The following is a 25,406-nucleotide window of genomic DNA, read 5'->3' on the forward strand; positions in this document are numbered from 1 at the left end:
CTGACAAGACCGAACAAACACTCCGATAACCCGGCTTTGAGGACGAGTTGAGGCCGATGAAAGGGACGCTCCGGTGAGAAAGCGGCGTTCTTGAGGGTAAAGACCCGCGATTTTTGGCTGAGAAGGCGTAAATATGGGGCAATTTCGGCGCTATACGGGCGCAGTTCGCCCCTCAAGCCAAGTCAGACGTCGGAAATCGTAGGCGAGGTTGGCGGCGCCGATCTTCATCGTCGCGCGACCGACGCCGAAGCTGGGAATGAACTCGTCTTGCACGGTTGGCCTTGTCCGGCGTCCGGCTCTCGGCGCTTCAGCGGGCGCACCTCCATGCCCGCTCGCCCGTCCGATCACCACCAGTCCGGCTTCTTGCACCAAGCCGTCCGGATCCGCCAATGCGCCGCCCCTTCCACCAGAATCCCTTCGGTGCGGATCCACAGCGTTACGGTTGGTCTCCGTACAGCCGATTGCTCGGGTAGCCCGGCACGGGGCCGGCCGCCAGCCCGCGGCACAGGAGAGCCGCCGACGCCTGCGCGATCTCGTCGATGGTCCAGGCCCCCTCGGGCCGATGCCATTTCGTCACCCAGTTTGCGGCGCCCAGGACGGAAAAGACGGCGAATTTCGGATCGCAGCGCAGGATGCTGCCATCCGTCACCCCGGTGCGCACGACATCCTGCAAGCGGCGCTCGAAGGCATCGCGCTTCTCGATCACCACCCGCAACTGTTCGTCGCTGAGCGACCGCTCCTCCAGGATGACGACGCTGAAGCTGTCCTCGCCAATGATCGAGATGACATAAGCGACAAGGCTGCGCCGCAACCGCTCAAGGCCGTTCAATGACGGGTCGGTACAAATGGTCGCCAGTGCTTGGTCGGCTGCGGCCAGATGGCACTGAAAGAGAAGGTCCTGCTTGTTCTTGACGTAATAATAGAGTGTTGCCTTGGACACTCCAAGAATATCGGCAATATCGACCAAAGATGTTCCGTGATAGCCGTTGCGACGGAAGGCAGCGGCGGCAACCTTATAAAGCACCTCAAGCTTGAGGTTTCTTTGCTGCTCAGGGTTGAGGACAGATTTGTTCCAGCGTGCCATGTCGTCCGTTGCCTCAGCCTTTGCGATGTGCCGTGACCCGCTCCACCAGCGTCCTTCCCTTGGAACACAACCGAGCGTTCCGATCAAGCCCCCATCGACCTCCAGGGCGTCGATTTGACTTTCAAGTTGAAAAGCCGTCTTAGGAGTTGACACATCGATCCGCGAATCTGATTATTGACAAAACAATCATGAATGGGATTGGGGGAGAGACCATGGACAACGCGACGAACAGGTCGCCGCGTGTTGGGCGTGCGCGCTGGGCGCCGCCGGGATTCAAGTACCCGTCGCGCAGCGTCGCCCATTCCGCGGCCTATCAGGCCGAACGCCTGACCGCAGCCGACGTCGATCCCGCTCTTTACGGCGACCGGTACGAAGCCGGCCTGTTCGGGCTGGACTGCTTCGACTCGATGGTCGCCAGCGGCCTCGACATCGACGGCTACGTGTTCTTCTCGCAGGTCTATCGCCAGATCCGGCCGTCCAGGGTCGGGGAACCGCTGACCGTGACCGGCTGGGTCCGCGACCTGCACCGGGTAAGAAAGGGCCACAGCGTCACCGAACTCTACCACCTGACCGACGGCGAAGGCCGCGTCTGCATCGAGACCGAACTGACCGGCCTCCTCGCCGACCCGCCGGGCCAGACGCCGCAGGATTCCAGCGACGCACCGCCGATGCCGCGACGGGCGGAACCCCCGACCGATGGCTGGACCCTGTTGCGCGAGAAGCAGGTGACGCCCGACAAGGTCCGCGTCTTCTCCCAGGACGTCGGCAACGACATCCACTTCGACGAGGAGTTTGCGCGCCGCCACGGCTTCCGCGCCCCGCTGGCCCAGGGAATCATGACGGCGGTCTGGCTGTTGTCCGTGCTGGCGGACGAACGCCCGCCGACCGCCTTCGACGTCGAGCTGCGTTACCTGCGCCCGGTCTTCTGGGACTCCCGCGCCAGCCTGTGGGTCCGCCGCTCCGCCGGCGGTGCCCTGGAGATGGTGCAGAGCCGCAACGACGAGGGCAAGGTCACGGCGGACATGCGGGTGAGGTCGGTGTCCTACGACCCGGCGCCATTCCAGATTCCAGCGGGGGGATGACGCCATGTCGGCCATCATCGTCCAGCTCGTGGTGTCCGGCCTCCTGCTCGGCGGCATTTACGCGCTGATCTCGATCGGGCTGACGCTGATCTTCGGCGTCTCCCGCATCAAGAACTTCGCCCATGGCGACTTCGTCATGGTCGGCATGTACCTGACCTATGTGCTGAACAGCTGGAGCGGCCTGGACTCCTACCTCGTCCTGCTGATCGTCACGCCGCTGATGTTCCTGTTCGGCCTGTTCCTGTCCTGGGCGATCATCCGGCCGATCCAGGGGGCGCCGCAGGTGGCGCAGATCTTCGCCACCGTCGGGCTGGGGCTGGTCCTGCAGAACGTCACGCTGATGATCTTCGGCGGCGATTTCCGCACCACCGCGTCGGTGTTCGCCGGCAAGGTGCTGCGGATCGGCGACATCGCCCTGCCGGCGCCGCTGCTGATCGCCTTCGTGGTCGCGATGGCGGTGGTCGCCGTCATCTATCTGTTCCTGAAGACGTCCTACACCGGCAAGGCGATGCGCGCGGTCGCGCAGGACCGTCGGTCGGCGTCGCTGATGAGCATCGACGTGAAGGGGATCGACCTGTTCACCTTCGGTCTCGGCACCGCCTGCGCCGGGCTGACCGGCGCCCTGCTGGCGCCGATGTTTCCGGTTTATCCGACGGTCGGCATCAACCTCGTGCTGATCGCCTTCGTGGTGGTCGTGCTCGGCGGTCTGGGCAGCATCGCGGGCGCCCTGATCGGCGGTCTGGCGATCGGCCTGATCGAGACGCTGAGCGGTTTCTTCATCGGTTCCGAGATGCGCCAGATGGCTTACTTCCTCGTCTTCCTGGCCGTGCTTCTGCTCCGTCCCGCCGGGCTGTTCGGTCAGCGCGGCTCCGAAAAGCTGGGGGCCTGACCCATGACGCTGACGTCCCTTCTGGCTCCCTACCGGCCGACCCGCAAGGGCCTGCTGCTGTCCCTGGCGATGGTCGCGGTCCTGGTGGCGCTGCCGTTGATCGCCGCCGATTCCTACACGCTGCACTTCCTCTGGAAGGTCCTGTTCTGGGCGCTGGCCGCCGCCGCCTGGAACATCGCCGGCGGCTATGCCGGGCAGTTCTCGCTGGGCCATGCGGCGTTCTTCGGGCTCGGCGCCTACGGATCGACGCTGCTCTACATGCATTTCGGCCTGTCCCCCTGGATCGGCATGTTCGTCGGGGCGGCGGCGGCCGTGGCCTTCGCGACGCTGATCGGCGCGCTGACCCTGCGCCTTCAGGGGCCGTTCTTCGCGCTGGCCTCCATCGCCTTCGCCGAGGTGCTGCGGATCGCCATCGTCAACTGGCGCTCCTTCACCGGCGGGGCGGAAGGGCTGTCCCTGCCGTTCGACCCGAGCTTCGCCAACATGATGTTTTCCGACCGGCTCTGGTACGTCTACATCATGATGGCGGCGCTTCTGGTCGTGCTTCTCATCACCTACGTGCTGGAGCGCTCCTGGATCGGCTACGCCCTGGCGGCCATGCGCGAGAACGAGGAGGCGGCCGAGGCGCTGGGCATCGACACCGTGCGGACCAAGCTGTTCTCCATCGGCCTGTCCGCCTTCCTCAGCGCCATCGCCGGCACGCTCTACGCCAACTACATCCTGCTGATCGAGCCGTCCACCGTGCTCAGCATCGGCTTCTCGGTGGAGATCGCGCTGATCGCCATCATCGGCGGCATGGGCACGCCGCTCGGCCCCGTCCTGGGCGCGGTGCTCATCGTTCCGCTCAGCGAGTATCTCCGCGCGGAGTTCGCCGGCAGCCTCCAGGGCCTGTACCTGCTCGTCTACGGCGCGCTCCTCATCGTGATGGTCATCGTCCTGCCGCAGGGCCTGATGAGCGCCATCCGCGCGCCGCGCGCCACCGCCCGGCGCCTGCGCGGGGCGTTCGGCGGGTCCACCCGTCGCCGTCCGGTCCGCGAGGAGAGCCGCCATGCTTGAAGTCCGGGGCATCAGCAAGCAGTTCGGCGGCCTCCGCGCCGTCAACGACGTCCATCTCCGTATTGCAGAGGGCGAGATCGTCGGCCTGATCGGTCCCAACGGGGCCGGCAAGACCACGCTGTTCAACTGCATCGCCGGGGCCTTTCCGCCGACGGAGGGGCAGGTGCTGCTGGAGGGCAGGAGCATCACCGGCCTGAAGGCGCACCAGGTCTGCCGCGCCGGGCTGGCCCGCACCTATCAGATCGTGAAGCCGTTCGGCGGGCTGTCGGTGCTCGACAACGTGGTGGTCGGCGCGATCAACCAGACGCACAACATCGCCGAGGCCCGCCGCATCGCCGAGGAGGCGCTGGTCCTGACCGGGCTGGCCGACCGCCGCGACATGCCGGCCGCGAGCCTGCCGCTGCCCGGCCGCAAGCGCCTGGAAATCTCCCGCGCGCTGGCGACCCGGCCGAAGGTGCTGCTGCTGGACGAGGTCATGGCGGGCCTCAATCCGTCGGAGGTGGAAAAGGCCATCCTGCTGATCGAGGCCATCCGCGCGCACGGCGTCAGCATCCTGATCATCGAACATCTGATGCGGGTCATCACGGCGGTCAGCGACCGGATCGTGGTCATGAACCACGGCAGCAAGCTGGCCGAGGGGCTGCCGGCCGACGTGCTGAACGACAAGGCGGTGATCCAAGCCTATCTGGGGGAGGACTTCGGTGCTCACGGTTAGAAAGCTCGATGCCTTCTATGGCGAGATCCAAACGCTCCACGGAATCGACCTGGACGTCCGGGAAGGCGAGGTGGTGTCCGTCGTCGGCGCCAACGCGGCGGGAAAGACCACGCTGCTGAACGCCATTTCCGGCACGGTCGAACGGTACGGGCGGGTGTCCTTCTTCGACCAGGACATCGGCTCCCTGCCGCCGCACGCGATCGCCCGGCACGGACTGGTCCAGGTGCCGGAGGGCCGGCGGCTGTTCCCCTTCATGACGGTGCGGGAGAATCTGGAACTCGGCGCCTTCGCTCCGCACGCCCGCGCCCACCGCGCGGAGAGTCTGGAGAAGGTCTTCGACCTGATGCCCCGGCTGCGGGAGCGCTCGGGCCAGCTCGCCGGCTCGATGAGCGGCGGCGAGCAGCAGATGTGCGCCATCGGCCGCGCGCTGATGGCGAAGCCGCGCGCGATCATGTTCGACGAGCCGACGCTGGGCCTCGCCCCGATCATGGTCGACGTCGTCTTCAAACTGGTCCGCAGCATCAAGGAAACCGGCATCACCATCCTGCTGGTCGAACAGAACGTGAAGCATTCGCTCGCCATGTCGGACCGGGGCTATGTGCTGGAAAACGGCCACATCGTCCTGTCCGGCCCGGCGGCCGACCTGCTGACCGACCCGCGCCTGAAGGAAGCCTATCTCGGCGGCTGATCCGCGAGAGGGCAACGGCGCGACGATACAAAACACATAGGGAGGAAAAACCATCATGAGCCTGAAATCCATCCTCGCCGCGGCGGCGATCGCGGCGGCGGCGGCCGGTGTCGCCGTTCCGTCCCAGGCCGCCGATCCGCTGAAGATCGGCGTCCTCTTCCCGTTGTCCGGCCCGATGGCGCTGATCGGCAACGAGGCCTATCAGGCCGCCGAGGTCGCCCGCGACATGATCAACAAGCGCGGCGGCGTGCTCGGCCGTCCGGTGACCTACGCCGTCGCCGACGCGCCGGCCCCGACCGCCGCCAACGCCGAGGCGACCCGGCTGATCGTGCGCGAGAAGGTTCCGGTGATCGCCGGCAGCTACGCCAGTTCGCTGGCCCTGGCCGCCAGCGAGGTGGCGGAGCGCGAGGGCGCCCTGTACTGGGAGACCATCGCCGTCGCCGACAAGATCACCCAGCGCAAGTACAAGAACACGATCCGCCTGACCTTCAACGCGTCGATGATGGGCCAGACGGCGGCGGACTTCGCCAAGGACATCTCCGGCAAGCTGGGCAAGGACCCGAAGGATCTGCGCATCGCCGTGATCTCCGAGGATTCGGAATTCGGCCAGTCAGTCGGCGACGCGGCGGCGAACCAGACGAAGACCCTCGGCATGCAGCTGGTCGCCAACGAGCGCTACAGCCGCACGGTGAACGATCTGTCGTCCCTGGTGCTCAGCCTGAAGGCGGCCAAACCCGACGCGGTCATCGCGACCTCCTACCTGAACGACGCCGCCCTGTTCTGGCGCCAGGTCCGCGAGCTGGATCTCCACATTCCGGCCATGATCGGCATCGGCACCGGCTACGCCCTACCCGACTTCCTCGCCGCGACGGGCGCCAGCGCCGACGGCATCTTCGACGTGGACGCCCCGGCCTCGCCGAACGTCTCCAACCTGCCGGAGGCGACGCAGAAGCTGTACGCGGAGTTCATCGAAGGCTTCCGCGCCAAGGAGAAGCGCGATCCGGGTCCGCTGGGCCTGATCGCCTTCGGCGGCTTCTGGACCCTGTTCACGGACGTCATCCCGCGCGCGGGCTCGACCGATCTGGCGGCGCTGCGCAAGGCCGCCTACGCCACCGACCTGCCGGACGGCAGCCTGCTGACCGGCGCCGGGGTGAAGCTGAACCAGATCGGCGAGAAGGAAGCGGGGCAGAACACCCGGGCGCTGATCTCGGTCATGCAGTGGCAGGAGGGCAAGCTGCAGGTCGTCTGGCCGCAGAGCGCCGCCAACGCCGAGATGCGCAAGGTTCCCCTGCCCAAGTGGAGCGACCGGTAACGGCGCCGGGCCATCGGCCCGACGGGGCGTCCCCTCTCCCAGGCTTTGGGGGTGGGGGCGTCCTCTTTCCCCACCGCCCTTCTTTTCAATGGCTCATCGGATGCCGACAGGACCGTGATGACGCACATGGCCTCCCCCTTCACCGTCACCCCCATCGACCAGCTGCGCCACGCCGCCGCCACGGCACCCGGCGCGCGCATCCGATGGAACGAGCACTCCCTGTCCTACGGGGATCTGCTGGACCGCAGCCTGCGCTGCGCGTCGGCGCTCCGGGGGCTCGGCGTCGGTCCGGGCGACCGGGTCGCCTTCTGGCTGCCGAACGGCATCCCGTATCTCGACCTGTTCTTCGCCTGCCTGCACATCGGCGCCATCGCCGTCTCGGTGAACACCCGCTTCCGCCGGGCCGAGGTCGAATCCATCGTCAGCCGCACCGGCGCATCGGCCATCGTCGTCTGGCCCGGCTTCAAGAACATCCCGTTCCTGACCATGCTGGGCGAACTCGATCCGGCCGCGATGGCGTCGCTGCGTCTGGCCGTCCTGTGCGAGGACGATGGGCGGTCCGGCTTCCCGCTGCCCGGTGTGCGGGTTGTCCATCACCGCGACCTGCTGGCCGAAGCGCCCGGGGAAAGCGCCGCGGCACCGGAGCTTCCCTGCATCATCTTTCCGACCTCGGGCACCACCGGTCTTCCCAAATTCGCCCTGCACCGCCAGGGCGCCGTCGCCCACCACGCCGCGCAGGTGGCGGCCGCCTTCGGCTATGACGCCGCCGACGCCCATCTGCTGCAAGCCATCCCGTTCTGCGGCGTGTTTGGCTTCTCGCAGTTCGCCGCCACCCTGGCCGGCGCCGCGTCCGTCACGCTGATGAGCCTGTTCGAGCCGGTGGAGGCCCGCGACCTGATCCAGTCGCGGTCGATCACCCACCTGAACGGACCGGACGACCTCTTCAAGCGCCTGCTCGACGTCTGCCCGGAGGACAAGCCGTTTCCGTCCCTGCGCGACTGCCTGATCGCCTCCTTCAACCCGACCCTGGCCCTGTTCCCCGAAGAGGCGGAGCGGCGCGGCGTGCCGATGACCAACGGATTCGGGATGAGCGAGATCTTTTCGTTCTTCTCGCGACAGGCTCCGAACGCCCCGATCGGCCTGCGCAAGCTGTCCGGCGGCCATCCGGTCAATCCCAAGGCGCGGGTGCGGGTGCGCGACACCGCCACCGGGCACCTCCTGCCGCCGGGTGGGATCGGCAGCCTGGAGATCGCATCGGACACGCTGTTCTGCGCGTATTTCGGCAATCCCGAAGCGACCCGCGCCGCCTTCACCGAGGACGGCTTCTTCATCACCGGCGATCTGGCGACGATGCGGGTGGATGGCGGCTTCATCTTCAAGGGCCGCAGTGGCGACGTCCTCCGTCTCGGCGGCTTCCTGGTCGATCCGGCGGAGATCGAGGCGGTGCTGCAGCGCGACGACAGCGTGGAGACCGCGGTGGTCGTCGAGGCGGCGACGGAGCGCGGCAACAAGCCCGTCGCCTTCCTGCGCCTGCGCGAGGGCGCCGTTCTCGACGAGGCCGCCCTGCGCGAGCGTGTCGGCGCGGCGCTTGCCGATTTCAAGATTCCGGCGCGTTTCGTCGTGGTGGACCGGTTCCCGACGGCGATGAGCCCCAACGGAGAGAAAATCCAGCGCGGCAAGCTGAAGGAGCGGGCGCAGCTGGCTTTCTCCGCAGGCGGCTGAAGCGCGGCCCGCATCGCCGCTGACACTCAACAAATCTCGTCGTCGCAAAAAAGGACCCAACCATGGCCGAAACTTTCAAAGCCTTCGTGATCGAAGACGTGGACGGCAAGCCCAAGGGCGGCTTCAAGCAACTCGCCCTCACCGACCTGCCGGACAACGACGTGTTGGTCGAGGTCGCCTATTCCACCGTCAACTACAAGGACGGACTCGCGGTCAGCGGCAAGGGGCGCATCGCCCGCAAGTTGCCGATGGTCGCCGGCATCGATCTGGCCGGCACGGTGGTCGAGTCCCGCTCCCCCGCTTGGAAGCCCGGCGACAAGGTGGTGACCAACGGCTGGGGCCTGTCGGAAACGCAATGGGGTGGCTACACCCGTTTCCAACGCCTGAAGCCCGAGTGGCTGACCCGGTTGCCGGACGCCTTCTCGTTCGAAGAGGCGATGGGCATCGGCACCGCCGGCTACACCGCCGCGCTGTGCGTGGATGCGCTGGAGCGGTGGGGCGCCATCCGCCCCGGCGGCAAGGAGGTGTTGGTCACCGGTGCTGCCGGCGGTGTCGGCTCGGTCGCGGTGGCGCTGCTCGCCAAGCGCGGCTATCCGGTGGTCGCCTCCACCGGCCGTCCGGAGACGCACGATTACCTGCGCGGCCTCGGCGCCGGCGGATTCATCGACCGCGCCGCTCTCCAGGAGAAGGGCGCCCCCTTGCAGAAGGAGCGCTGGGCCGGCGGCGTCGACTCGGTGGGTGGGCAGACGTTGGTCAATGCGCTGTCGCAGACCGCGTGGGGCGGCGCCATCGCCGCTTGCGGTTTGGCCGGCTCCTCCGATCTGCCGGGGACGGTCCTGCCGCACATCCTGCGCAGCGTGGCGTTGCTGGGGGTCGATTCCGTCATGGCTCCGCAGGATCGTCGGGACGCCGCCTGGACGCGGCTGGCCCGCGACTTGGACCGGAGCGCGCTGAAAACGATGTACGAGGTGCAGCCGTTCGAGGCGCTGCCGGATCTGGCAAGCCGGATCCTGGCCGGTCAGATTCGCGGTCGCATCGTCATCGACGTTCGCGGCTGAGGAGGCGCCGCCTCCTCGTGGTGGCCACCCCCCCGCTTCGGGTGGCCACCGTGCTGGCCAGCTTGACCGAAGCGGGAGGCGAACAGAGAGGATCACCTCCCTTCCGAAGGTGACGCACGCGCTGCCCGCACCGCCAATTGGGCGACCGCCAAACACTCGGACCGGGCAATGTATGGCTGTCGGCGGTTTCGCTGCGGGGAATGCCCGCAAGGCTTCAATGGGCGAACCGGCTGCAGGTGCCCAACGACGCCATCTTTTTTCTTCCCGAGAGATCGAATGCGCTGGACGGTCAGCCTTTGGTCGCGGAACCGTGATGCGAATCCTCCGTTCCGTCCGCTCCCGTCCGGTAGCGGGCGGGGGAAACACCCATGATCCGCCGGAAAGTGGCGCTGAAGGCACTGTCCGACAGGTAGCCGAGCGACGCGGCGATGGCGGAGATCGGTTCCTGCCCGCGCCGCAGCCGCGTCGCGGCGAGGCGCATGCGCCAGCGCAGCAGGTAATCGATCGGAGGCACCCCCACACGTTCCCGAAAGGCAGCGGCGAAGCTGGAACGCGACCGCCCGGCGATGCCCGCCAGCTCCGCAAGCGTCCAGTTGCGGCAGGGTTCGGCATGGATAGTGCCAAGGGCCCGGCCAATGGAAGGGTCCAGGCTGGCTGCCAGCCAATTGGCGCCCTGCGGCGGCTGTTCGCTCAGATGCGTTCGCAAGGCGTGGACGAACATCAACCGCAGCAGGTCGTTGCAGGCGAGCTGAGACCCCACCGTCCCGCCGCGCCATTCCCGGTCGAGCTGGTCCAGCAGCCAGCCGACCGGGGCGGCGCCCGGAGCGCCGCCGCGAATCATCAGCAGCCGCGGCAGCAGGTCGAACAGCAAGCCGCCGTCCAACCGGTCGAACCGCACGCTGCCGCCGAGAAACCGCACCTCGTCACCGTCGCCGTCAGACGCGCCATCCCCCACGTTGACGCGGGCCTCACCGCCCGGCGCCTGAAACACCTCCGCGGCCGGAACAGGGGGTAGGTCCGGCGCGCTCGCCAGGACGAAGCCACCGCGCACCACCACGAAGCAATCGCCGGCGTCAAGGCGCTGGGGCGCTTCCGTCCCGTCCGGTCCATCCGCCCGAATCCAGCAGGTTCCCGCGGTCACCACATTGAACTTGATGGTGTTCGGCGGCTGGAAGCGGATCGACCAGTCACCTCTGGCAGCGAGGCGCGCCGAGCACAGGGTCTGGGCCTCCATCAAGCGGAGCACGTCCGACAGCACGTCGGCGGGCGCGTTCTGGACGATCACGACAGGATTCCGGACGTGGCTGGATGGATCATTCCGCGCATATAGGCGACAACGGCTCTCGACGCCACATCCCGCGAGAAGGCCCCATGATATCCCCCGACCAGACACCCATCGGGTCCGGCTTCGGTCCCGCCACCACCGCCGCCGAGGCCGTCCGCGGCATCGATCTCCGCGGGCGCGTGGCGGTCGTAACCGGCGGCTATTCCGGCATCGGGCTGGAGACGACGCGCGCCCTCGCGGATGCCGGCGCGATGGTCATCGTGCCGGCCCGGGATCGCACCCGGGCGGCCGCCGCGCTGGGCGGCCTCGACCGCGTCGAGCTGGAGGCGCTCGACCTTGCGGATGCCGCCTCGGTCGCCGCTTTCGCCCGCCGCTTCCGCGGGTCCGGACGGCCGCTGTCGATTCTCGTCAACAGCGCCGGCATCATGGCGACGCCGCTTCACCGCGACCCCGAAGGGTGCGAGGGGCAGTTCGCGACCAATCATCTCGGCCATTTCCGGCTGACGCTGGCCTTGTGGCCGGCGCTGCTCGCGGCGGGACGCGAGGCAGGCGGCGCGCGCGTCGTGTCGGTTTCGTCGCGTGGGCACCAGATCGCCGGGATCGACTTCGAAGACCTCCACTTCGAACGGCGCCCCTATGACAAGTGGATCGCCTATGGCCAGTCCAAGACGGCCAACGCGCTGTTCGCCGTCGCCCTGGATCGCCGCGGCCGGGACCACGGGGTGCGCGCCTACGCGCTGCACCCGGGACAGATCCTCACCGAGCTGAGCCGCCACCTGACCGCCGAGGAGATCGCCGGTTTCGATGCCCTGGACGCGGAGGGACGCCCACGCATCGACCCGTCCCGCGGCATGAAGACCGTCGCGCAAGGGGCGGCCACCAGCGTCTGGTGCGCGACCAGCCCGCGGCTCGATGGTCTCGGCGGGGTCTATTGCGAGGATTGCGACATCGCCCCGGTCCATAGCGCGGCGATGGGGCGGCGCGGCGTGCATCCCTGGGCCGCGGACGATGCGCTGGCCGAGCGGCTGTGGCGCGTCTCGGAGGCCCTGACCGGCGCCTCCCTGCCCTGACCCGTCACCGCGCCGCCGCCGTCCAAACCGCCGCGACCGCTGGGCTCCGCGGGATGTGGCGTGACCGGCTCCAATTCAGCAAGGCCGGGATGGTCCTCGCCGGGCTGGTGCCGATCGGGCATACGGCACCCGGCTCATGGCGGCAATGGACGCGATCAACAGCCGGATGGGCCGGGCGTAGCGGATGAAACAGGACAACCGGTCGCCCGGCTGCACGACAGAACCGGCAGACGTGCCGGTGGTGCGTGCGCCATCCGCCCGCTTGGTATGACCGGGAGGATCAGGCCAGCTTCTGAACGACGGTCGCCATCCTGCTGGAGGCGGCGCTGTCGTTCCTCGGGCTGGGCGTGCAGCCGCCGCTGCCGTCCTGGGGCCTGATGGTCGCCGAGGGGGCGCCAACCTGTTCTTCGAACCCTGGCTCATCGCCATTCCGGGCGTCGCCCTGTTCCTGCTGGTGCTGGCCATCAATCTGGTCGGCGACGGCGTCCGCGACGTCACCGCCCCGGACGGCCGCACGTGAGGTCCCCGTCATGACTCCCATCCTCGAAGTCGAAGGGCTGTGCGTCGACATCCCGACGCTGGCCGGAACCCTGCACGCCGTGCGCGACGTCTCCTTCCGGGTCGGCAAAGGTGAGATCCTCTGCATCGTCGGCGAGTCCGGATGCGGCAAGAGCACGCTGTCCAAGATTCTGCTGGGCCTGCTCCCGCCCAGTTCCGGCGAGGCGCTGATCGACAGCGCCGCGGTGTCCGGAGCCGGGCAGGCGGCGTTCACCCGTCGGGTCCAGCCGGTGTTCCAGGACCCCTACTCCTCGCTGAATCCGCGCAAGACCGTCGCCCAGATCATCGGCCTGCCGCTGGCCGTGCACAGCGTCGGCGACCGCGCGGGCCGGCGTCAGGCGGTCACCGCCATGCTCGATTGCGTCGGCCTGCCGCGGCGCGTCCTGGACACCTATCCCAGGCAGCTGTCCGGCGGCCAGCGGCAGCGCGTCGCCATCGCCATCGCCCTGATCATGCGCCCTGAGGTGGTGGTCTGCGACGAGCCGATGTCGGCCCTCGACGTCTCGGTGCAGGCGCAGATCCTCAACCTGCTGACCGAACTGCGCCGCGAGTTCGACCTCGGCATGCTGATGATCAGCCACAAGCTTGCGGTCATCGAGCACATGGCGACCTGGATCGCCGTCATGTACCTCGGCCGCATCGTCGAGTCCGGGCCGACCCGCGCGATCTTCGAGCGGCCGCGGCATCCCTACACGCGGGCCCTTCTCCAGTCGGTGCTGACGACGGTTCCGGGCCACGGCATACCCGATCCGCTTCCCGGCACCGCGATCCCCAACCCGGTCGGCCGGCGAAGCGGAGGCGGCATGACCATGCATCGGGGCAACCATGACGGCCCGCACACCGTCGTCGCCGACGAACGCTACATTCCGGCCAAGGACGCCGGCATCCAGCTCTACCTGCGCAACAAGCGCCCGGCCGGTGTCACCGCGTTCGGGGCGGAGCGCACGGTGCTGCTGGTGCACGGCTCCAGCTATCCCGCCCACACCGCGTTCGACCTGCCGCTCGACGGCATGTCGTGGATGGATTACATGGCCGGGCGCGGCTTCGACGTCCACTGCCTGGACCTCCGCGGCTTCGGCCGCTCCACGCGCCCCCCGGAAATGGACCGCGCGGCCGCGGCGGCGGAGCCGGTCGTCGATACCAGCACGGCCCTGCGCGACGTCGCCGCCGCCGTCGAGCACATCCTGGAAAGCCGCTCCATCGACCGACTCTGCCTGATCGGCTGGTCGTGGGGGGCCACCCTGGTCGGAGCCTACACCGCCGAACACGGCGAGCGCGTGGCGCGGCTCGTGCTCTACGCCCCGCAATGGCTGCGCGACACCCCGCATCCGGCGGGCCGCTGCACGCCCCTGGGCGCCTACCGCACCATCACGGTGGGGGACGCCCGGCAACGCTGGCTGTCCGGCGTGCCGGAGGACCGGCGGGACGCACTGGTGCCGCCGGCGTGGTTCGACGCCTGGGCCAGTGCCACCTTCGCCTCCGACGCCGTGGGCGCGACGCAGGAACCGCCGGTCATCCGGGCTCCGAACGGAAACATCGCGGATTCCATGGCCTATTGGTGCTCCGGGCGTCCGCTCTACGACCCCGGACGCATCCGTTCCCCCACCCTGGTGGTGGTGGGCGCCTGGGACGCCGACACCCCAGTCGCGATGGCCGAGCAGGTGTTTCGGGAGTTGGCGGCGGCCTCCCAACGCCGCATGGTGGTCATCGGCGACGCCACCCACACCGTCCTTCTGGAGCGGAACCGCCTGCAACTGTTTCGTGAGACGCAACTGTTCCTCGAAGAGCAGGTCTGAGGGTGTTGTCAGGCCGGCTGCGCGTCGGGATTTGAGGAGCGGCCGTAACCGGCCGACCCGACCCGCTTCACCGCCTCGATCAGGCGGCCGGGCGACAAGTGGTTGCTGGACAAGGTGTTCATCCGCATCCGCGGCAAGCAAAGACGGATCTGAAAGTCGGCGACGAACACCGGAAAAGCCAGCAACTGAACAACGCCTGCGAAATCTCGCATCGACCGACCCGGCGGCGTCAGCGGCCCGCGGCCCCGGTGCACGTCACCAGGAAGTCCATCAGTCGCTGCGCCGACGCGTCCAGCTCGTCCCCCGCGCGGGTGCAGATGGCCAGTTCGCGCCGTGCCCACGGCTCGTCGAGCAGCAAGAGCGTCAGCCCGAAAGCGGCGACCAACGGCTGCGCCGCCAACTCCGGCAGGATGCCCAGCCCCAGCCCGTGCCGCACCATCTGGCACATGGCCTCGAAACTGCGGACTTGCACGCGCACCCGCAGGGTCTGCCCGCTGCGGCGCGCCTGATCGGCCACCAGCCGGTGCACGGCGGTCGCCTGGTCGAGCGTGACGACCTCCTCCTTGAGAACCGACGCGAAGGCGACCGGGCCGCCGTGCGCCAGCGGATGGTCGGACGGCACGACGATGGCCAGGCGGTCTTCGGCGTACATCCGGGTGCGCAGTTGCCACAACTCGCCACCCCGCACGATGATGCCGATGTCGGTTTCCTTCTGATAGAGCGCCTCGACGATCTCGACACTCGGGCGCTCGTGCAGTTCCAGACGGATCGAGGGGAAGGCACGGGCGAAGGCGGACAGGTCGCCGGCCAGCCGCTGCACCAGCGCCGAACTGCTGGCGAACACCCGCACGGACCCCCGCACGCCGGCACGGTAGTCGGCCAGATCGGCATCGAGCTGCTGGTTCATCGCCAACACCCCGCGCGCGTAGCGCAACACCGCCAGCCCCGCCGGGGTCGGCTCCACGCCGTAGGGCAGCCGGTGCAGCAGCGCGGTGCCGCAGGCGTCCTCCAGCAGCTTCATACGCCGGCTCGCCGCCGACAGGGCGAGGTTCGACTGGGTGGCGGCGCGCGTGATGCTCTTCGTCTCGCACACCCGCAGGAACAGCAGCAACGTCTGGACATCGTGCCGCACCATCCACCGCCCCTTCCCGCTTGAGGATCCCGGCGGCGGCTTTCGACGGGCCGCCTTGTCCGATTCCGCAGGCGACCAGTGTGCAGCAGCCCCGACACCGGCGCAACGGCGCTTCCGCCTTCGAATTCCGCGAAGGCTGACTACATGGAAATCTAATTCGTTTGCGAAGCAAACAAATGATACCGTTTCTTCCAGAGCGCACCTGGAGCCTCAAGCAGCGGCCGGGTGCACGGACAGGGATGGAAACGAGGGCGATCACACATGGCCGCGTCGAGCACACCCCATGAACGAGCCGGCACCGGTCCGGTCGGCGACCGGCCGAAGGCGTCGAACGCCCTGGCGAACCTCCGCGTGCTGGACCTGACGCGGGTGCGGGCCGGACCGACCTGCTGCCGCGTCCTCGCCGACTTCGGTGCCGACGTGATCAAGATCGAGGCGCCGGCCGGGGCCGACCCGAACGACGGCATGAACGGGCCGCGTGACGGCTACGACATGCAGAACCTCCACCGCAACAAGCGCTCGCTGTCGCTCAACCTCAAGACGCCGGAGGGCAAGGCCATCCTCGGCCGCCTCGTCCGCACCGCGGACGTCGTGGTCGAGAACTACCGCCCCGACGTCAAGCACCGCCTGGGCATGGACTACGAGACGCTGCGGGCGATCAACCCGCGCATCGTCCTAGCCTCCATCTCCGGCTTCGGGCAGACCGGTCCGTACCGCGACCGCGGCGGCTTCGACCAGATCGCCCAGGGCATGGGCGGGCTGATGTGGCTCACCGGGCTGCCCGGCCAGGGGCCGGTGCGCGCCGGCGTCGCCATCGCCGACAGCACCTCCGGCCTCTACGCCGTCGTCGGCATCCTGATCGCGCTGGCCGAGCGCGCGGACTCCGGAGAGGGGCAGTGGGTGCAGACGTCGCTGCTGCAGAGCCAGATCGCCCTGCTCGACTTCCAGGCCGCCCGCTACCTCATCGACGGCGTGGTGCCGGAGCAGGCGGGCAATGACCACCCCACCTCGACTCCCATGGGTCTGTACCGGACGGCGGACGGCTTCATCAACATCGGCGCCTCCGGCGAGGACTTGTGGCGCCGCCTGTGCCGCGCCATTGGGCATCCGGCCCTCGCCGAACGGCCCGAGTTCCGCAGCGAGCCCGACCGTCTGGCCAACCGACCGCGGCTCAACGCCGAACTCGGCGCCATCCTGGCGGAGCGCCCGTCGCGCGAGTGGCTGGACGCCTTCACCGCGCACGGCGTGCCGGCCGGGCCGGTCAACCGGATGGACGAGGTGTTCGCCGACCCGCAGGTCGAGCATCTGGGCATGGCGGTGCCGGTGCAGCACCCGCGCCGCGGCGCCATCCGGCTGGTCGGCCAGCCGGTGGTGCTGTCGCGCACCCCGGCCGGCATCGCCGCCCCCACGCCGGAGGCCGGCGCGCACACCGACGACATCCTCGGCGGCCTCGGCTACACGCCGCAGGAGGTCGCCGACCTCCGCAGCCGGAGTGTGATCTGATGGATGCGCCGTCGCTCCGCTACCGGACCACCGGCCCGGTCGCCCGGCTGACCATCGACAACCCGGCGCGCCGCAACGCCATGACGCTCGACATGTGGTCGGCGCTGCCGGAGCTGGTGCGCCGCGCCGAGGCGGACCCGGAGGTGCGCGTCATCCTGCTGCGCGGGGCCGGCGACGCCGCCTTCTGCGCCGGGGCCGACATCTCGCAATTCTCCGAAAAGCGCAGCGGCGAGGCCGAGGGGCGGCTCTACGACGCCGCGGTCGAGGCGGCCCAGGCGACGCTGTTCGCCGCCGGAAAGCCGACCATCGCCTATGTCCGGGGCGCCTGCTTCGGCGGCGGCGTCGGCATCGCCTTGAGCTGCGACCTCCGCGTCGCCGCCGCGGACGCCCGCTTCCGCATCCCGGCGGCGCGGCTGGGCCTGGGCTATACGTACTCCAACGTCGAACTGGTGACGGCGCGCCTCGGCGCCTCGGCGACGGCCGACCTGCTGTTCACCGCCCGCACGGTCGATGCGGAGGAGGCGCGCCGCCTGGGCCTCGTCGGGCGCCTGTTCGGCGCCGACGAGGCCGACGCGGCGGTGGAGGATCTGGTGACCGCCATCGGCGGCAACGCCCCGCTCACCCTGCGCGCGGTCAAGCGCGCCCTGGTCGAGCTGGCCCGGCCGCCGGCGGAGCGCGACACCGCCGCCGTCGACGCGCTGGTGCGGGCCTGCCAAGGCAGCGACGACTACCGCGAGGGTCAGGCGGCGTTCAAGGAGAAGCGGGAGCCCAGGTTCCGCGGGGTCTGAACGAACAACGGGAGAGGGACGTCGGATGAGCGAGCTTTCGGCCCAGGAGGCCTTCGAGATCGGCAGTCTGTACAGCCGGTACAACCTGTGCAGCGACCTCGGCGACCCCGACGGCTACGCCGACTGCTTCACGGCGGACGGGGTGCTGGAGCTGATGCCGCACGAGCTGCGCATCGCCGGCCGGGCCGCGCTGCACGGGCACAAGGTGCGCGACCTCGCCACCCGGCAGGGCTACCGGCGGCACTGGAACGGCAACCTGCTTCTGGAACGGCGCGACGACGGCACGGTGCGCGGCCGCTGCTACCTGATGGCCTTCAACGGCCCGTCGGGCGAACTGCCGGCCATCGGCGACTGCGGCGTGTACGAGGACGACATCGTGCTCGACAGCGGCATCGGCGGCGGCATCGACGGCGGCACTTGGCGGTTCCGCCGCCGCCTCCTGACCATGGACGCCAGCACCTGGACGCGGAGGTGACGGCGATGGACGACATCCTGACCATGGGCGCGGCGGAGCTGGCGCGGGCGGTGGGCAACCGCCAACTGTCGGCCCGCGCCGTGGCCGAGGCGTTCCTCGCCCGCACCGAGGCGGTGAACGGCGTGGTCAACGCCGTGTGCACCCTCAACCCGGCGCTGCTCGCCGAGGCCGACGCCTGCGACGCCCGTCTGGCCTCCGGCGCCGCGCCGCGGCGGCTGGAGGGCGTGCCCTTCGTCGTCAAGGACAACGTCGACACCGCCGGCCTGCGCACCACCTACGGCTCGCGGCTGCGCCGGGACTTCGTACCCGCCGAGGACGCGGTGGCCGTGGAGCGGCTGCGCCGCGCCGGCGCGGTGCTGCTCGGCAAGACCAACGCGCCGGAGTTCGCGCACGACGTCAACACCACCAACGCGCTGTTCGGCACGACGCGCAACCCCTGGCGGCTCGACGCGACCTCCGGCGGGTCGAGCGGCGGGACGGGCGCCGCCGTCGCCGCCGGCATGGCGCCGATCGGCATCGGCACCGACCTCGGCGGCTCGATCCGCGTGCCGGCCGCCTTCAACGGCATCGTCGGCGTCCGCCCGACGCCGGGCCGCGTCCCGGTCTATCCCAGCGCCTTCGCCTGGGACACCCTGGTCGAGCATGTCCAGGGCCCGCTGACCCGCAACGTCGAGGACGCCGGGCTGATGCTCGCCGCGATGGTGGGGCCGGACGATCGTGACCCCGTGTCGCTGCCGGATGACGGCATGGACCTCGCCGCCGCCGCCCGTTGCACCGACTCCGTGCGCGGCCGGCGGATCCTCTACGTCGAGGATTTCGGCGGGCTGGTGCCCACCGACCCGGAGGTGGCGCGGCTGGCCCGCGCGGCCGCCCTCGCCTTCGAGGACCTCGGCTGCGTCGTGGAGAGCGGCGACCTCGACGTGAGCGGCCTGCGCGAGATCGTCATGGGAACGCGGGCGTTCGGCATGGTCGGGCGCTATGCCGACCTGCTCGACGCCCACCGGGCGGAGATGACGGTGCCGCTGGTCAACCAGATCGAGGACGCGCTCAGGCGCTCGGTGCGCGAGGTGGCCGCGGCGGAGCGGCTGCGCGGCGACTACTGGCACCGGGTGCGGCGGATGCTGGAGCGTTTCGACCACATCATCGCCCCCTCGGTGGGGATCGCGGCGTTCGACCTCGACCGGCCCCTGCCGACCGAGATCGCCGGACGGCCGCTGGAGCGCTTCTACGACGTGTTCCTCGGCACCTACGCCTTCTCCGTCACCGGGCTGCCGGTGGTGGCGGTCCCCTGCGGCTTCACCTCCGCGGGGCTGCCGGTGGGCGTCCAGATCGTCGGCCGGCGCCTGCGCGACGACCGCGCGCTGGAGGCGGCCGCGGCCTTCGCACAGGCGCGCCCCGAGCATGTCCGCCGTCCGCAGGTCGACACCGCGTGGCGGCCGCCCGAACACGGGGAAACGGGCACGACCGGCTACCAGGTGGCGTGAGGGGAGGACGGACATGGAAGGACGGACATGGATCTCGACCTGAAAGGCAAGCGCGCGGTGGTCACCGGGGCCAGCAAGGGCATCGGCCGCGCCGTCGCCGAATCCCTCGCCGGGGAAGGCTGCGACCTCGTGCTGGTGGCCCGCGGGTCCGCGGAGCTGGCGGAGCTGGCGGCGACCCTGTCGGCGCGCTTCGGCGTCGCGGCGGCGGCGGTGCCCACGGACATGGCCGACGAGCGGGCCCGGCAGGCCCTGGCGGCGGACTGGGCCGGCGCCGACATCCTGGTCAACAACGCCGGCGCCATTCCGGGCGGCGAGATCGGCGAGGTCTCCGACGAGGTGTGGCGCGGCGCCTGGGAATTGAAGGTGTTCGGCTACATCGCGCTGTGCCGGCTGTTCTACGCCGCCATGAGCGAGCGCGGCCGCGGCGTCATCGTCAACATCATCGGCACCGCCGGCGAACGGCCGAACGCCGCCTACATCGCCGGCACCACCGGCAACGCCGGCCTGATGGCCTTTACCCGGGCGCTCGGCGCGCGGGCGCCGGACGCCGGGCTGCGGGTGGTCGGCGTCAACCCCGGCATGACCGCCACCGACCGCGCCGTGACGATGATGCGGACCTTCAGCGCGCAGCGGCACGGCGACGCCGAGCGCTGGCCGGAGGTGGAAAGCGCCCTCGGCCTTCCGTTCGGACGGATGGGCACCCCGCGCGAGGTGGCCGACGTGGTGACGTTCCTGGCCTCGCCGCGGGCCGGCTACGTCAGCGGCACCATCGTGACGGTTGACGGAGGGGCCAGCAACCGCAGCGCCTGAACGGAAGCGGACGACGACGCGGCAGGACCGCACACAGGGGCAGCGCCCGGAAAAGGGCCAACGAAATGGGCCAACGAAATGGGAGGAAGGCACATGCGCACGCTCACGATGACCGGCTTGGCCACGATGACCGGCTTGGCGTCGGTCGCAGCCCTGTCGCTGATGGCGGCGCCGGCCGCCTTGGCCGAGACCGGCGTCACCGCCGACACCATCGTCATCGGCGGCATGGGCGGCCTCACCGGCCCCTCCGCCGGTCTGATCATCCCGCAGCTCAACGGGGTGCAGGCGGTGTTCGAGGAGGCCAACGCCGCCGGCGGCATCCATGGCCGCAAGATCGTCTATACCAAGCAGGACGACGAGTGCCTGCCCAGCCGGGGCGTCGGCGCGGTCAAGAAGCTGATCCACGAGGAGAAGCCCTTCATGATCGTCGGCGGCGGCTGCTCCAACGCCGCCATCGCGCAGAAGCCCGAGGTCATCGAGGCGAAGATCCCCTGGGTGATCGTCGCCTCCACCGCAGACTCCCTGACCGAGCCGGTCAATCCGTACGTCTTCACGACCATGTCGGCCGCCTGGATGGAGGTCTACGGCCAGCTCCAGCTCGCTCTCGACCAGGGCAAGACGCGCATCGCCGTGGTCTGGCAGCCGGACGCCTGGGGCAAGGCGCGCCTCGATCCGATGAAGGAGGCCTTCAAGGCCAAGGGCATCGAGCCGGTCTCCATCCAGGAGATCGCCGTCGAGCCGACCGACACCACGCCCACCGTCCTGCAGATCCAGGCCACCAAGCCGGACGCCGTGCTGCTGCTGCTGTTCCCCAAGGCGGCGGTGCCGTTCCTGCGGGACGCCTACAAGGTGGGGCTCCAGCCGCTGATGGTCGGCGGCTCGCCGCTCGGCGAGATCGACGTGCTGGCCAAGGGCGTCGGCTCGCCCGATTCCGTGAAGAATCTCCGCGCCGTCACCGCCGCCGGCTACGGCGTCGACGACCCGCAGGTGGCGAAGTGGAAGGGCATCGTCGAAAAGCGGTTCGGCGACCGCTTCAACGTCCTGCACATGTACGGAATCTCGGCCGGGCAGTTCGCGGTCGAGGCGCTCAAGCAGGCCGGTCCGGAGCCGACACGGGAGAAGATCCTCCAGGTCATGTCGAACCTGACGGTGAAGACCGACACCTACGCCGGTCCGCTGGAGTGCAAGCCCACCGACCACCAGTGCCACAAGGCGCTGGGCATCTTCGCCTTCCAGGACGGCCGCGTCACCGGCATCGGCGTCACCAAGCCGACCCGCTGATTCCGCATCCCCTGCGCCGGCTCCCCAAGGGGACCGGCGCAGCCCTCCAGAGAAAGGAGCCCGGCGGTGCTGCTCGCCTACGCCTTGTCCTCGGGGATCACCAGCGGCGCGCTCTACGCGCTCGTCGCGGTCGGCCTCGTGCTCTGCTACCGGACCACCGGCCACATCAACTTCTCGCACGGCGAGCTGTTCATGATCGGCGGCTTCCTCGCCTTCACCCTGCATGTGATGTGGGAGTTGCCCTACATCGTGGCGCTGCTGGGCGCGGTGGCCGGCTCGTTCGTGCTGGGCGTGCTCACCGACCGCGTCGTCTACCAGCCGCTGATCAAGGCACCGCCGATCGCCATGGTCATGGCGACGGTCGGGCTGTCCTTCGTGCTGAAGGGGATCGGCCGCCACTTCTGGGGCGGCCAGGGCGAGGTGGTGCCCTTTCCGCCGCTGGTCAGCCCGGCCCCGGTCCTCATCGGCGGCGTCGCCGTGTTCCCGCAGCAGCTCGTGGTCATCGCCAGCGTGGCGGTGTGCATGCTGCTGCTGACGCTGTTCTTCACCCGGACACGGGCCGGCAAGATGATGCAGGCCACCGCCGAGAATGCGCACGCCGCCTACCTCGTCGGCATCCGCGTCGAGCGCGTCTACATGCTGACCTGGGGCGCCGGGGCGGCGCTCGCCGGGGTGGCCGCGGTCTTCGTGGCGCCGCTCACCCTGCTCACCCCGGACATCGGGCTCAGCCTGCTGCTGAAGGCGTTCGCCGCCACCATCCTCGGCGGGCTGGGCAGCATGACCGGCGCGGTCATCGGCGGGCTCCTGGTCGGCATCCTGGAAGCGCTCGCCGGCACCTACATCGCCAGCAGCATCCAGGATGTCTCGGCCTTCATCATCATCCTGGCCGTGCTGGTGTTCCGGCCGACCGGCCTGCTGGGCGCGCGCGCCCGACGGGAGGTGTAACGCGATGGTCACCCTGTCCAACGATCCCTCGGCCGAACCCTCGGCGCCCCGCGCCATCAAGCGCCGCAACCTCGGCTGGCTGGTCGGCCGGCGCCCGGCGCTCGCCGTCGGCGTCCTGCTGTTCGCCGTGCTGCCGCTGGTGGCCAACCCCTATCAGGTCTATGTCGGCAACCTGGCGCTCATCTACGTGATCCTGGCCGTCGGCCTGAACATCCTGCTCGGCCTCGCCGGGCAGCTCTCCTTCGCCAACGGCGCCCTGTTCGGCGTCGGTGCCTACGCCACCGGCCTGCTGCGCCTCGACGCCGGCCTGCCCTTCTGGCTCGCCCTGCCCGCCGGCACCGCCATCACCGTGGCCATCGGGCTGGCGGTCGCGCTGCCGGCGCTGCGCCTGCGCGGGCTCTATCTGGCGCTCGCCACCATCGCCTTCGCGCAGTTCGCGTTGTGGACCTTCGTGCATTGGGACTCGGTGACCCACGGCACGGCGGGCTTCGTCATGGCACCGGTCGACTTCACGGCGCTCGGCCTGCGCACCACCACGGGCATCTACTATCTGAGCCTCGTCCTCGCCGTCCTGCTGGTGGCCGCGGCGTACGGCGTCATGCGGTCGCGCATCGGCCGCGCCCTGGTGGCCCTGCGCGAGAGCGAGGTGGCGGCGGAATCCATCGCCGTGGACATCACCCGCACCAAGATCGTCGCCTACACGCTGACCGCCGTCTACGCCGGGGTGGCGGGCGGCCTGTTCGCCGGCCTGCTGAACGTGGTGGTGCCGGAATCCTTCAACCTGTTCCAGATCGTCCTGCAGTTCTGCATGGTCGTCGTCGGCGGCCTCGGCTCGATCGCCGGGTCGGCGATCGCCGCCGTGCTGCTGATCGGCATGCAGGAGGGGCTGCGCGGCATGCAGGATTTGCAGGAGATCGGCCTCGGCCTGCTGCTGCTGGGCATGCTGCTGTTCGCGCCGGGCGGCCTCGTGCAGGCGCTGCGGCGCTGGCTGCCGGGGTGGACGGAACCGCACAGCCGAGGGGGGGACGAGTGATGGCCGAACTCAGCATCGAACGCCTGTCGCTGTCGTTCGGCGGCCTCGCCGCGCTCAGCGACGTGGACATCACGGTGCCGGCCGGCGAGATCCGCGGCATCATCGGCCCGAACGGCGCCGGGAAGACGACCCTGCTCAACGTCGTTTCCGGTCTGGTGCGCCCGACCGAGGGCGAAATCCGCCTGGACGGCCAGCCGCTCAGCCGCCTCAAGGCCAGCGAGGTGGCCGCCCGCGGCGTCGGGCGCACCTTCCAGACCTCGCTCCTCTTCAAGGGGATGACGGTTCTGGAGAACGTCATGGCGGGGATGCACCAGGGGCTGCGCGCCTCGGTGCTGGGCGCCGCCGTCGGCCTGCCCGGCGTGCTCCGCGAGGAGCGGCAGGCCCGCGAGCGGGCGCGCGAGGCGCTGGCCTTCGTCGGGATGCTGTCCTTCGCCGAACGCGACGGCGCGTCGCTGTCGTTCGGCCAGCAGCGGCTGGTGGAGATCGCCCGCTCGCTGGTCGCCGAGCCCAAGGTGCTGCTGCTGGACGAGCCGGCGGTGGGCCTCAGCCCGCCGCGCGTCGCCGAGCTGGACGGGCTGCTGCGCCGCATCCGCGACAAGCGCGGCATCACCATCATCATGGTGGAGCACGTCATCCGCTTGGTGATGGGCGTGTGCGACCGCATCACCGTTCTGAACTCGGGCCGGAAGATCGCCGACGGTACGCCGGACGTCATCCTCGCCGACCCGTTCGTCAAGGAAGCCTATCTTGGAAAGAGCCCCGATGCTGACCGTGCGTAACCTTAGCGTCTGGTACGGCCTCAGCGAGGTCCTGCGCGACGTTTCCTTCTCGGTCCCGCGCGGCGAGGTCGTCGCGCTGCTCGGCGGCAACGGCGCCGGCAAGACGACGCTGCTGAAGGCGCTGAGTGGCCTGGTCAAGCCGCGTGGCGGCGCGGTGGAGTTCGAGGAGCGGCCGATCGCCGGCCTGCACCCGCACGACATCGTCACCAAGGGCGTGATCCAGGTGCCGCAGGGCCGCTTCGTCTGGCCGAGCATGACGGTCGCCGACAACCTCGCCCTCGGCGCCGCGGCGCGCCACGACAAGGCCGGCATCGCCGCCGACCTGGAGCGCGTCTACGACTTCTTCCCCCGCCTGCGCGAGCGGCGGAGCGTGCCGGCGGGCACCATGAGCGGCGGCGAACAGCAGATGGTGGCGATCGGGCGCGCGTTGATGGCGCGGCCGCGAATCCTGCTGATGGACGAGCCGTCGCACGGCCTGTCCCCGCGGCTGGTCCAGGAAATGATCGAGGTGATCCGGCGGCTCAACGAGGAGGGCATGACCATTTTCCTCATCGAGCAGAACATCGGCGTCCCGGCGGCGGTTGCCGGCACCACCTACGTGCTCGCCAACGGAGCGATCGCCTTCCAGACCCACGGCTCGAAGGTCGCCGACGACCCGGAGGTGCTGAGCAGCTACCTCGGCGGCGGCCGCCATTGAGCCGCGCGGTGAGCGTCACCCGGAACCGGTTCTTCGGCATTCTGGGGTGACGACACGGAAGTAACCTTCGACTTTGCGCCTTTCAGGACCGCCTCCTCGCTTGGGAACTGATTCACAAGTCCGGCAGGTACCGTCAAGTCCACGGTGGCGGGAGCGGCCGCGAC

The 25,406-nt window shown here is 69.6% G+C and carries 25 protein-coding genes; 20 read left to right on the forward strand and 5 right to left on the reverse strand.

From position 1 onward, the window contains the following. Positions 1–436: 436 nt before the first annotated feature. Positions 437–1,084: a TetR/AcrR family transcriptional regulator gene (locus DS837_RS27980; protein ID WP_149167726.1), complete on the reverse strand. Its 648-nt coding sequence runs from the start codon at positions 1,082–1,084 to the stop codon at positions 437–439. Positions 1,085–1,296: 212 nt separating this feature from the next. On the opposite strand from DS837_RS27980, the gene DS837_RS27985 reads away from it, so the two are divergent. From DS837_RS27985 to DS837_RS28020, 8 genes are all read left to right on the forward strand, one after another. Beyond that, positions 1,297–2,166, forward strand: coding sequence for a MaoC family dehydratase (locus tag DS837_RS27985; RefSeq protein WP_149167727.1), 870 nt, complete (start codon positions 1,297–1,299; stop codon positions 2,164–2,166). Positions 2,167–2,170: 4 nt separating this feature from the next. After that, entirely contained in the window at positions 2,171–3,055 is an 885-nt protein-coding gene (locus tag DS837_RS27990) for a branched-chain amino acid ABC transporter permease (protein ID WP_149167728.1), read from the forward strand. Positions 3,056–3,058: 3 nt separating this feature from the next. After that, entirely contained in the window at positions 3,059–4,111 is a 1,053-nt protein-coding gene (locus DS837_RS27995) for a branched-chain amino acid ABC transporter permease (protein ID WP_149167729.1), read from the forward strand. Beyond that, a complete protein-coding gene (locus DS837_RS28000; protein WP_149167730.1) occupies positions 4,104–4,826 on the forward strand; it encodes an ABC transporter ATP-binding protein in 723 nt (240 codons plus the stop codon). Before DS837_RS27995 ends, DS837_RS28000 begins: the two co-directional genes overlap by 8 nt. Further along, positions 4,813–5,514 carry an ABC transporter ATP-binding protein gene (locus tag DS837_RS28005; protein ID WP_149167731.1) on the forward strand — a complete coding sequence of 234 codons (702 nt, stop codon included), beginning with the start codon at positions 4,813–4,815 and terminating at the stop codon, positions 5,512–5,514. Before DS837_RS28000 ends, DS837_RS28005 begins: the two co-directional genes overlap by 14 nt. A gap of 55 nt (positions 5,515–5,569) precedes the next feature. Further along, a complete protein-coding gene (locus DS837_RS28010; RefSeq protein ID WP_149167732.1) occupies positions 5,570–6,826 on the forward strand; it encodes an ABC transporter substrate-binding protein in 1,257 nt (418 codons plus the stop codon). Positions 6,827–6,943: 117 nt separating this feature from the next. Beyond that, entirely contained in the window at positions 6,944–8,548 is a 1,605-nt protein-coding gene (locus DS837_RS28015; RefSeq protein ID WP_247890173.1) for an AMP-binding protein, read from the forward strand. A gap of 62 nt (positions 8,549–8,610) precedes the next feature. Beyond that, entirely contained in the window at positions 8,611–9,606 is a 996-nt protein-coding gene (locus DS837_RS28020; protein ID WP_149167733.1) for an MDR family oxidoreductase, read from the forward strand. A 289-nt stretch (positions 9,607–9,895) separates the two neighbouring features. On the opposite strand, the gene DS837_RS28025 is transcribed toward DS837_RS28020, so the two are convergent. After that, positions 9,896–10,891, reverse strand: a complete 996-nt coding sequence (locus tag DS837_RS28025; RefSeq protein WP_149167734.1) for an AraC family transcriptional regulator — start codon at positions 10,889–10,891, stop codon at positions 9,896–9,898. Between the two features lie 86 nt (positions 10,892–10,977). On the opposite strand from DS837_RS28025, the gene DS837_RS28030 reads away from it, so the two are divergent. Further along, positions 10,978–11,961: an oxidoreductase gene (locus tag DS837_RS28030; protein WP_149167735.1), complete on the forward strand. Its 984-nt coding sequence runs from the start codon at positions 10,978–10,980 to the stop codon at positions 11,959–11,961. 280 nt (positions 11,962–12,241) lie between these two features. Here DS837_RS28030 and DS837_RS33235 read toward each other — a convergent pair whose 3' ends face one another. Continuing rightward, a complete protein-coding gene (locus tag DS837_RS33235; protein ID WP_170296014.1) occupies positions 12,242–12,493 on the reverse strand; it encodes a hypothetical protein in 252 nt (83 codons plus the stop codon). On the opposite strand from DS837_RS33235, the gene DS837_RS32450 reads away from it, so the two are divergent. Continuing rightward, on the forward strand, positions 12,492–14,315 hold the full coding sequence (locus DS837_RS32450; RefSeq protein ID WP_211102426.1) for an alpha/beta fold hydrolase: 1,824 nt from the start codon (positions 12,492–12,494) through the stop codon (positions 14,313–14,315). The genes DS837_RS33235 and DS837_RS32450 overlap by 2 nt on opposite strands. A gap of 8 nt (positions 14,316–14,323) precedes the next feature. On the opposite strand, the gene DS837_RS32240 is transcribed toward DS837_RS32450, so the two are convergent. Together DS837_RS32240 and DS837_RS28055 are read right to left on the reverse strand one after the other, a co-directional pair. Then, complete coding sequence (locus DS837_RS32240; RefSeq protein ID WP_170296015.1) at positions 14,324–14,527, reverse strand: hypothetical protein; 204 nt, start codon at positions 14,525–14,527, stop codon at positions 14,324–14,326. A gap of 17 nt (positions 14,528–14,544) precedes the next feature. Then, entirely contained in the window at positions 14,545–15,450 is a 906-nt protein-coding gene (locus DS837_RS28055; protein ID WP_149167736.1) for a LysR family transcriptional regulator, read from the reverse strand. 258 nt (positions 15,451–15,708) lie between these two features. Between DS837_RS28055 and DS837_RS28060 the strand changes: the two genes are divergently transcribed. From DS837_RS28060 to DS837_RS28105, 10 genes are all read left to right on the forward strand, one after another. Continuing rightward, positions 15,709–16,950, forward strand: a complete 1,242-nt coding sequence (locus tag DS837_RS28060) for a CaiB/BaiF CoA transferase family protein (RefSeq protein WP_149167737.1) — start codon at positions 15,709–15,711, stop codon at positions 16,948–16,950. Further along, entirely contained in the window at positions 16,950–17,738 is a 789-nt protein-coding gene (locus tag DS837_RS28065; protein WP_149167738.1) for an enoyl-CoA hydratase, read from the forward strand. Before DS837_RS28060 ends, DS837_RS28065 begins: the two co-directional genes overlap by 1 nt. Before the next feature lie 25 nt (positions 17,739–17,763). Next, on the forward strand, positions 17,764–18,213 hold the full coding sequence (locus DS837_RS28070) for a nuclear transport factor 2 family protein (protein ID WP_149167739.1): 450 nt from the start codon (positions 17,764–17,766) through the stop codon (positions 18,211–18,213). Between the two features lie 5 nt (positions 18,214–18,218). Next, entirely contained in the window at positions 18,219–19,697 is a 1,479-nt protein-coding gene (locus DS837_RS28075; RefSeq protein WP_149167740.1) for an amidase, read from the forward strand. Between the two features lie 27 nt (positions 19,698–19,724). Next, entirely contained in the window at positions 19,725–20,507 is a 783-nt protein-coding gene (locus tag DS837_RS28080; protein ID WP_149167741.1) for a short-chain dehydrogenase/reductase, read from the forward strand. A gap of 93 nt (positions 20,508–20,600) precedes the next feature. Beyond that, positions 20,601–21,788 (forward strand): ABC transporter substrate-binding protein, encoded by a 1,188-nt coding sequence (locus tag DS837_RS28085; RefSeq protein WP_170296016.1) that lies wholly within the window; start codon positions 20,601–20,603, stop codon positions 21,786–21,788. A gap of 66 nt (positions 21,789–21,854) precedes the next feature. Beyond that, complete coding sequence (locus DS837_RS28090) at positions 21,855–22,733, forward strand: branched-chain amino acid ABC transporter permease (RefSeq protein WP_014241452.1); 879 nt, start codon at positions 21,855–21,857, stop codon at positions 22,731–22,733. A gap of 4 nt (positions 22,734–22,737) precedes the next feature. Beyond that, positions 22,738–23,766: a branched-chain amino acid ABC transporter permease gene (locus tag DS837_RS28095; protein WP_170296017.1), complete on the forward strand. Its 1,029-nt coding sequence runs from the start codon at positions 22,738–22,740 to the stop codon at positions 23,764–23,766. Further along, on the forward strand, positions 23,766–24,545 hold the full coding sequence (locus tag DS837_RS28100; protein ID WP_149167744.1) for an ABC transporter ATP-binding protein: 780 nt from the start codon (positions 23,766–23,768) through the stop codon (positions 24,543–24,545). Before DS837_RS28095 ends, DS837_RS28100 begins: the two co-directional genes overlap by 1 nt. Next, on the forward strand, positions 24,529–25,242 hold the full coding sequence (locus DS837_RS28105) for an ABC transporter ATP-binding protein (protein ID WP_149167745.1): 714 nt from the start codon (positions 24,529–24,531) through the stop codon (positions 25,240–25,242). Before DS837_RS28100 ends, DS837_RS28105 begins: the two co-directional genes overlap by 17 nt. Positions 25,243–25,406: the final 164 nt, after the last annotated feature.

This window comes from Azospirillum brasilense, assembly GCF_008365405.1.
Lineage (GTDB): Bacteria > Pseudomonadota > Alphaproteobacteria > Azospirillales > Azospirillaceae > Azospirillum > Azospirillum brasilense_D.

Coding starts and splice junctions, on each gene's coding strand:
- DS837_RS27980 (WP_149167726.1), bottom strand. CDS start 1,084: ATGGCACGCTGGAACAAATCTGTCCTCAACCCTGAGCAGCAAAGAAAC.
- DS837_RS27985 (WP_149167727.1), top strand. CDS start 1,297: ATGGACAACGCGACGAACAGGTCGCCGCGTGTTGGGCGTGCGCGCTGG.
- DS837_RS27990 (WP_149167728.1), top strand. CDS start 2,171: ATGTCGGCCATCATCGTCCAGCTCGTGGTGTCCGGCCTCCTGCTCGGC.
- DS837_RS27995 (WP_149167729.1), top strand. CDS start 3,059: ATGACGCTGACGTCCCTTCTGGCTCCCTACCGGCCGACCCGCAAGGGC.
- DS837_RS28000 (WP_149167730.1), top strand. CDS start 4,104: ATGCTTGAAGTCCGGGGCATCAGCAAGCAGTTCGGCGGCCTCCGCGCC.
- DS837_RS28010 (WP_149167732.1), top strand. CDS start 5,570: ATGAGCCTGAAATCCATCCTCGCCGCGGCGGCGATCGCGGCGGCGGCG.
- DS837_RS28015 (WP_247890173.1), top strand. CDS start 6,944: ATGACGCACATGGCCTCCCCCTTCACCGTCACCCCCATCGACCAGCTG.
- DS837_RS28020 (WP_149167733.1), top strand. CDS start 8,611: ATGGCCGAAACTTTCAAAGCCTTCGTGATCGAAGACGTGGACGGCAAG.
- DS837_RS28030 (WP_149167735.1), top strand. CDS start 10,978: ATGATATCCCCCGACCAGACACCCATCGGGTCCGGCTTCGGTCCCGCC.
- DS837_RS32450 (WP_211102426.1), top strand. CDS start 12,492: ATGACTCCCATCCTCGAAGTCGAAGGGCTGTGCGTCGACATCCCGACG.
- DS837_RS33235 (WP_170296014.1), bottom strand. CDS start 12,493: ATGACGGGGACCTCACGTGCGGCCGTCCGGGGCGGTGACGTCGCGGAC.
- DS837_RS32240 (WP_170296015.1), bottom strand. CDS start 14,527: ATGCGAGATTTCGCAGGCGTTGTTCAGTTGCTGGCTTTTCCGGTGTTC.
- DS837_RS28055 (WP_149167736.1), bottom strand. CDS start 15,450: ATGGTGCGGCACGATGTCCAGACGTTGCTGCTGTTCCTGCGGGTGTGC.
- DS837_RS28060 (WP_149167737.1), top strand. CDS start 15,709: ATGGCCGCGTCGAGCACACCCCATGAACGAGCCGGCACCGGTCCGGTC.
- DS837_RS28065 (WP_149167738.1), top strand. CDS start 16,950: ATGGATGCGCCGTCGCTCCGCTACCGGACCACCGGCCCGGTCGCCCGG.
- DS837_RS28070 (WP_149167739.1), top strand. CDS start 17,764: ATGAGCGAGCTTTCGGCCCAGGAGGCCTTCGAGATCGGCAGTCTGTAC.
- DS837_RS28075 (WP_149167740.1), top strand. CDS start 18,219: ATGGACGACATCCTGACCATGGGCGCGGCGGAGCTGGCGCGGGCGGTG.
- DS837_RS28080 (WP_149167741.1), top strand. CDS start 19,725: ATGGATCTCGACCTGAAAGGCAAGCGCGCGGTGGTCACCGGGGCCAGC.
- DS837_RS28085 (WP_170296016.1), top strand. CDS start 20,601: ATGCGCACGCTCACGATGACCGGCTTGGCCACGATGACCGGCTTGGCG.
- DS837_RS28095 (WP_170296017.1), top strand. CDS start 22,738: ATGGTCACCCTGTCCAACGATCCCTCGGCCGAACCCTCGGCGCCCCGC.
- DS837_RS28100 (WP_149167744.1), top strand. CDS start 23,766: ATGGCCGAACTCAGCATCGAACGCCTGTCGCTGTCGTTCGGCGGCCTC.
- DS837_RS28105 (WP_149167745.1), top strand. CDS start 24,529: ATGCTGACCGTGCGTAACCTTAGCGTCTGGTACGGCCTCAGCGAGGTC.